This window comes from Streptomyces sp. NPDC031340, from assembly GCF_055569945.1.
In genome coordinates this window covers 19,154-25,882 of record NZ_JBVIIE010000089.1, presented here as the reverse complement: position 1 = coordinate 25,882, position 6,729 = coordinate 19,154, and the positions used below count along the sequence as shown (strand labels likewise).

6 protein-coding genes are annotated in these 6,729 nt (G+C 74.3%); 4 read left to right on the top strand and 2 right to left on the bottom strand.

Annotated elements, in window-relative coordinates:
- The first annotated feature begins 168 nt into the window (after window positions 1-168).
- Both ACZ5GT_RS38945 and ACZ5GT_RS38940 read left to right on the top strand, forming a co-directional pair.
- Complete coding sequence (locus ACZ5GT_RS38945) at window positions 169-816, top strand: GntR family transcriptional regulator (RefSeq protein WP_469036159.1); 648 nt, start codon at window positions 169-171, stop codon at window positions 814-816.
- A gap of 38 nt (window positions 817-854) precedes the next feature.
- Window positions 855-1,871: a 1-aminocyclopropane-1-carboxylate deaminase gene (locus ACZ5GT_RS38940; RefSeq protein ID WP_469036157.1), complete on the top strand. Its 1,017-nt coding sequence runs from the start codon at window positions 855-857 to the stop codon at window positions 1,869-1,871.
- Window positions 1,872-1,962: 91 nt separating this feature from the next.
- On the opposite strand, the gene ACZ5GT_RS38935 is transcribed toward ACZ5GT_RS38940, so the two are convergent.
- Together ACZ5GT_RS38935 and ACZ5GT_RS38930 are read right to left on the bottom strand one after the other, a co-directional pair.
- Complete coding sequence (locus tag ACZ5GT_RS38935; protein ID WP_469036161.1) at window positions 1,963-3,162, bottom strand: TerD family protein; 1,200 nt, start codon at window positions 3,160-3,162, stop codon at window positions 1,963-1,965.
- A 142-nt stretch (window positions 3,163-3,304) separates the two neighbouring features.
- Window positions 3,305-4,114: an NAD-dependent epimerase/dehydratase family protein gene (locus tag ACZ5GT_RS38930; protein WP_469036155.1), complete on the bottom strand. Its 810-nt coding sequence runs from the start codon at window positions 4,112-4,114 to the stop codon at window positions 3,305-3,307.
- Window positions 4,115-4,367: 253 nt separating this feature from the next.
- On the opposite strand from ACZ5GT_RS38930, the gene ACZ5GT_RS38925 reads away from it, so the two are divergent.
- Both ACZ5GT_RS38925 and ACZ5GT_RS38920 read left to right on the top strand, forming a co-directional pair.
- Window positions 4,368-5,309 carry a 5-dehydro-4-deoxyglucarate dehydratase gene (locus ACZ5GT_RS38925; RefSeq protein ID WP_469036154.1) on the top strand — a complete coding sequence of 314 codons (942 nt, stop codon included), beginning with the start codon at window positions 4,368-4,370 and terminating at the stop codon, window positions 5,307-5,309.
- On the top strand, window positions 5,306-6,472 hold the full coding sequence (locus ACZ5GT_RS38920) for a hypothetical protein (protein WP_469036152.1): 1,167 nt from the start codon (window positions 5,306-5,308) through the stop codon (window positions 6,470-6,472). The genes ACZ5GT_RS38925 and ACZ5GT_RS38920 overlap by 4 nt, the downstream gene beginning before the upstream one ends.
- Window positions 6,473-6,729 lie beyond the last annotated feature (257 nt).

The following is a 6,729-nucleotide window of genomic DNA, read 5'->3' as shown; positions in this document are numbered from 1 at the left end:
CCCCCCCCCCCCCCCCCCCCCCCCCCCCCCCCCCCCCCCCCCCCCCCCCCCCCCCCCCCCCCCCCCCCCCCCCCCCCCCCCCCCCCCCCACGGCCATTCCCGTCCTTGTTCCCCCTTGTCCACGTTCACCCTTGCTCGCGCATGCCACTGACATCTAACATTTCAGTCATGGAGGCCATCCGACCCGTCCGGCGCACCCTGCTCAGGGACCGGGCGTACGAAGTGATCCGGGACGCCATCGTGGCCGGGGAGATCGAGCCCGGGACGGCGGTGCGGGACGCCGATCTGGCCGAGCGGCTGGGGCTGTCCCGGGCGCCGGTGCGGGAGGCGTTCTCCCGGCTGGTCGACGAGGGGCTGCTGGAGAGCAAGCCGCAGAGCCACACGCGGGTGACCCCGGTCGTCGCCGCCGAAGTGCGGGACGCGGCGGCCGTGGTCGGCGCGATGCACGAGCTGGTCGCACGGGCCGCGGTGCCCCGGCTGTCCGCGGCGGACGTGGCGGCGATGCGCGCGGCCAACGAGCGGTTCGCCGCCGCCGTCGGCTCGGGCGACGTGGACGCGGCGGTGCACGCCGACGACGAACTGCACGACGTCCTGGTCCGCGTCGCCGGCAACCGCGCGGCCGCCGCCACCGTCGCCCGCTACACCCCCCTCATCCGCCGGCTGGAGCGACGCCGCTTCGGCGAGGGCGGCAGCTGCCGTTCGGCGGGCCTGCACGAGCAGCTGATCGCGGCCTGCGCGGCCGGCGACACGGACACCGCCGTCCGGGTCACCGCGGAGATCTGGCGCGGCCTGGCCGAACTCGCCGACGGCGACTGACCCGGGTCCCGGGCCACCCGACAACTCACGGAGGACGCATGTCCCTTTCCTCGTACGACCGTTACCCGCTGCTCTTCGGGCCGTCGCCGGTGCACCCCCTGGAACGGCTGACCGCGCACCTCGGCGGGGCCGCCCTGTGGGCCAAGCGCGAGGACTGCAACTCCGGTGTCGCCTACGGCGGCAACAAGACCCGCAAGCTGGAGTACCTGGTCGCCGACGCGCTGGCGAAGGGCTGCGACACCCTGGTGTCGATCGGCGGGGTGCAGTCCAACCACACCCGCCAGGTCGCCGCCTGCGCCGCCCGCGCCGGGCTGAAGTGCGTGCTGGTGCAGGAGAGCTGGGTGGACTGGCCGGACTCCGTGTACGACAAGGTCGGCAACATCCTGGTCAGCCGCCTCGCCGGGGCCGACGTGCGGCTGGTGCGCGCCGGGTTCGGGATCGGGTTCAAGGAGAGCTGGGAGCAGGCGCTCAGGGAGGTCGAGGAGTCGGGCGGGAAGCCGTACGCCATCCCGGCCGGGGCGTCCGACCATCCGCTCGGCGGCCTCGGGTTCGCCGGCTGGGCGTATGAGGTCGCCGAGCAGGAGCGGGAGCTGGGCGTCTTCTTCGACACCGTGGTGGTGTGTTCGGTGACCGGGTCGACGCAGGCGGGCATGGTCGCCGGGTTCGCGGCCCTGGAGCAGGCGGGCGGGCGGCCGCGGCGGGTGATCGGCGTCGACGCGTCGGCGAAGCCGGCCGCGACCCGCGCGCAGATCGCCCGGATCGCCCACGACACCGGCCGGCTCATCGGTGTGGAGAGGGAATTGACCGAGCAGGACGTCGAACTGGACGAGCGCTACCACGCGGGCACGTACGGCATCCCCGACGAGGCCACCCTGGAGGCGATGCGGCTCGCGGCCCGCACCGAGGGCATGGTCACCGACCCGGTGTACGAGGGCAAGTCGATGGCCGGCATGGTCGACCTGGTCGCGCGCGGGGAGATCGGCCGGGACGCCACCGTCCTCTACGCCCACCTGGGCGGCCAGCCCGCGCTCAACGCCTACAGCGCGCTGTTCTGAGCGGGCCGGACCCGGTCCCCTCGCGAGCGGCGGGGCCGGCCGGCCGCCGGGCGCCCCCGGGCCGGGGGCGCCCCGGGCGTCGTACGGACGCCTACAGCGCCTGGGCCGCCGGCTTGACCATGCCCCGGACCGTGCGCGCCTTGACGAAGTCGCCCATGGCCGTCATGTCCCACTCGCCGGAGAACTGGCGGACCAGCTTGGCCATCATCACGCCGGTCTGCGCCTCGGCGTTGGTGAGGTCGAAGCGGACCAGTTCCTCGCCGGTCGCGGCGTCCAGCAGGCGGCAGTAGGCCTTGGCGACCTCGGTGAACTTCTGGCCGGAGAAGGAGTTCACCGTGAAGACCAGACCGGTGACCTCCTGCGGGAGACGGCCGAGGTCGACGACGATGACCTCGTCGTCGCCGGCGCCCTCGCCGGTGAGGTTGTCGCCGGAGTGCTTGACCGCGCCGCTCAGGATCGACAGCTTGCCGAAGTAGCAGCTGTCGATGTGGTTGCGCTGCGGGCCGTAGGCGATCACCGACGCGTCCAGGTCGATGGACTTGCCGCGGTACGCCGGCTCCCAGCCGAGGCCCATCTTGACCTGCGACAGCAGCGGGCGGCCGCCCTTGACCAGGGAGACGGTCTGGTTCTTCTGCAGGCTGACGCGGCCCTTGTCGAGGTTGATCTTCCCGGCGCCGGGGGCGGGCGGGGCCGGCGGCGCCGGCGGGACCGGGGGAGTGCCGAGCGGAGCGGCCGGGGGCGCCGTCGGCGCCTGCGGCGCGGGCATCGGCGGAGCCGTCGGCTGCGGCGCGGGGGCCGGCTCCTCCACCGTCACGCCGAAGTCGGTGGCGATGCCGGCCAGACCGTTCGCGTACCCCTGGCCGACCGCCCGCGCCTTCCAGGCGCCGCCCCGCAGGTAGATCTCCATGACCACCAGCGCCGTCTCGGTGCCCAGCCGCGGGGGCGTGAACGTGGCCAGGACGCTGTGGTCGTCCGCGTTGCGGAGGGTGGCCGTCGGTTCGATGCCCTGGAAGGTCTGCCCGGCCGCGTCCGGGCTGGCCGTGACGACGACCTTCTCGATGCCCGGGGGGAGCGCGGCGGTGTCGACCGTGATCGCGTCGGGCGCCGTGCCGCCGCCGGAACGGTAGGTCACGCCCGGTCCGGCGGGCTGGTTGTAGAAGATGAAGTCGTCGTCGGAGCGCACCTTGCCGTCGGCGGTGAGCAGCAGGCCCGAAACGTCGAGCCGCACCGGGGCGGCGACGTCCACCGTCACGCGGGCGGCGGAGAGCGGGATGTTCGAGCCGGGGGTCATAGCTGTCATGCCGGGTGAACGAGCGGAGGGGTTTTGCCGTTCCCTTACGCGCCGCCGCCACCCCGCGGCACCACGAACGCGCGGGCGGGCCCGTCCGGTGCCCGCCCGCGCTGAAGTCCGTGCCGCATGCGGCCGGAACGGGTCAGTACGGCCAGATCGGCGGGTCGCTCACGAAGTGGCCGCCGAGGCAGGCGTGCGCCACGTTCTCCGGGTCCAGCTCGCCCTGTTCGGCGATGAGTTTCTCGGCGTACGGCTCGGAGTCGTCCCGCGGTTCGTAGCCGAGCGCCCGCGCGCTGGACAGGTCCCACCACAGCCGGCTGTTGGCGGAGGAGCCGTAGACGACGGTGTGCCCGACGTTCTCGGCGGTCAGCGCCGCGTGGAAGAGGCGGGCGCCGTCGGCCGGGCTCATCCACACCGACAGCATCCGGACGCTGGTCGGCTCGGGGAAGCAGGAGCCGATGCGCACCGACACCGTCTCCAGGCCGTACTTGTCCCAGTAGAACTGGGCCAGGTCCTCGCCGAAGGACTTGGACAGGCCGTAGAAGGTGTCCGGGCGGTGCGGGGTGTCGACCGGGATCAGCGGGTCGTCGTCCTGCGGGCGTGGGGTGAAGCCCACGGCGTGGTTGGACGAGGCGAAGACGACGCGGCCGACGCCCTCCTGGCGGGCGGCCTCGTAGACGTTGTAGGTGCCCTCGATGTTCGCCCGGAGGATCTTCTCGAAGGGGGCTTCCAGCGAGATGCCCGCGAGGTGGATGATCGCGTCGACGCCCCGCACGGCCTCGCGCACGGCGTCCTTGTCGGCCAGGTCGGCGGTGATCGCGTCCGGGTCGCCCTCGATGGGGACCAGGTCGAGGAGGCGCAGCTCGTAGCCGAAGGCGGGGAGCAGGTTCCGCATCAGAGTGCCGAGCCCGCCGGCCGCGCCGGTGAGCAGAACGGTGCGGGGAGCGGGCATCCTCGGTTCTCCTTGGTCCGCCGCCTCTGACAGGTGGCCGCATGCGTGGACGGTATTCACATTCGTGGACACGCTAGGGACCGGTGCCGCACTCCGTCAAGTGTGGCGCGACGCCGGTGATTCTGTCCGTCTTCCGACGTCGTGTTGCCGGTTTGCGCGCTTGACCGGCCCGGAGACCCCTCCCTAGGGTGGCATCGTTCAGAAATATGGACACTGATCAGAATTACGTACGCGCCTGCCTCAGGGAGAGCCCGTGACGCCTGCCCCTCTCGCCGCTCGACTCAGCATCCCCAGCGGGCCGCTGTTCTTCCCCGTCACCGCTTTCACCCCCGACGGCGGCCTCGACCTCGACGCCTACCGCGCGCACGTGCGCGCCGGGGTCGAGGCCGGAGCCGCCGCGGTCTTCGCCTGCTGCGGCACCGGCGAGTTCCACGCGCTCACCCCCGAGGAGTTCGAGACGTGCGTGCGGGCGGCCGTCGAGGCGACGGCGGGCCGGGTGCCGGTCGTCGCCGGCACGGGCTACGGCACCGCGCTGGCCGTGCGGTACGCGCGGCTCGCCGAGGCGGCCGGCGCGGACGGCCTGCTGGCCATGCCGCCGTACCTGGTGGTCGCCGGGCAGGAGGGGCTGCTGCGGCACTACCGCGAGATCGCCGCCGCGACCGCGCTGCCCGTGATCGTCTACCAGCGCGACAACGCCGTGTTCACCCCGCGCACGGTCGTCGAACTGGCCCGCACGGACGGCATCATCGGCTTCAAGGACGGGCTCGGCGACCTCGACCTGATGCAGCGCGTCGTCAGCGCCGTGCGCACCGAGGTCCCGGACGGCTTCCTCTACTTCAACGGCCTGCCCACCGCCGAACAGACCCAGCTCGCCTACCGCGGCATCGGCGTCGGCCTGTACTCCTCCGCCGTCTTCTGCTTCGCCCCGGAGATCGCCCTCGCCTTCCATACGGCCCTGAGGTCCGGCGACGACACCACCGCGCACCGCCTCCTGGACGGCTTCTACCGGCCCCTCGTCGAACTGCGCGCGCAGGGCCGCGGCTACGCCGTCTCCCTCGTCAAGGCAGGCGTGCGGCTGCGCGGACTCGACGTCGGCGAGGTCCGGCCCCCGCTGGACGAACCGGCCGAGGACCACGTCAAGCAGCTCGCCCGGCTGATCGAGCGCGGGCACGCGCTGCTGGAGGAGGACAAGTGAGGGCGTCGGCGTTCGTCTATCCCTGGGACGTGTGCGGGGACCCGGCGGCCGCCGGGCTCGTCGCCGGGCTCGGCGTGGCGCAGGTGACGCTCGCCGCCGCCTACCACTCCACGCGCGCGCTGACGCCGCGTCACCCGCGCCACCGCGTCGTCACCGCCGAACACGCCGCCGTCCTCTACCCGCCGGACGAGCACCGCTGGGCGGGCCGCGCCCTGCGCCCCCACCCGGCCGGCGACTGGGCGCCCGGCGACGCCTACGGCGAGGCGGCGTCGGCGCTCGCGGACGCCGGGCTCGAGGTCCACACCTGGGTCGTGCTCGCCCACAGCTCCCGCCTGGGCGCCGAGCACCCCGAGACCTCGGTGGTCAACGCCTACGGTGACCGTTACCCGTGGGCGCCCTGCATCGCGCAGCCCGCCACCCGCGCGTACCTCGTCGACCTCGCAGCCGAGGCCGCCGTACGCCCCGGCGCGCGCGGCACCGAACTGGAGTCCCTCGGCTGGTACGGGCTGCAGCACCTGCACGCCCACGACAAGACCGGCGGGGTCGCGCTCGGCGAGGCCGGGCAGTACCTGATGTCGCTCTGCTTCTGCCCCGCCTGCCGCGAGGGCTACGGCGCCCAGGGCCTGGACGCCGACGGGCTCGCGTCCGCCGTGCGCGCCGCGCTGGAGCCGCTGTGGCGGGGGGCGCCCGACGACGGCGGCTGGGCGGGCGTGGAGAAACTGCTCGGCGAGGCGAACGCGGCGGCCACCCGCGCGTGGCGGGACGAGCGGGCCCGCACGCTCCAGGAGGCGGCGGTCCGGGCGGTGCGCGCGGCGGCCCCGGACGGCTTCCGGGTGCTGCTGCACGCGGACCCGGTGACGTACCACTGCGGCGCCAACGCGGGCGTCGACCCCGCGCACGTGCTGACCGTCGCGGACGGCGTGGTCGTGCCCTGCACGGGCGGGCCCGGCCTGCTCACGCCCTTTGCGGAGCAGGGACGGCCGGACGCCGTGGTGGCCGCCAACTTCACCGTCGTGTCCGGCATGGGCGGCAGCCCGGCCACACTGGCGGCGGACGCCTCCCGGGCCCGCGACCTCGGCGCGACGGAACTCCGCCTCTACCACGCCGGCCTGGCCTCGGACACCGACCTGACCTCGGTCCGGGAGGCGCTCGCCGCGCTCTGAACGACCGACCTCCGCACCGGCCGGACACACCCGCGCGCACGCCTCCGGCGCCCGGCAGACGGCGCACGCCTCCGACGCCCGGCACAGACGGCGCGCGCCTGACGGCGCGGCGTGCGCACGGGAGCGCGGTGAGGTGCGGCGCCCCCGAAGGGTGCGGGGGCGGTCGCGATCTTGAGCGAGTGGCGGGGGGGGGGGGGGGGGGGGGGACCGCCGCCGGGCAGGTCGAAAGGGGCGAACCGCATCCCCACACTCCCCCG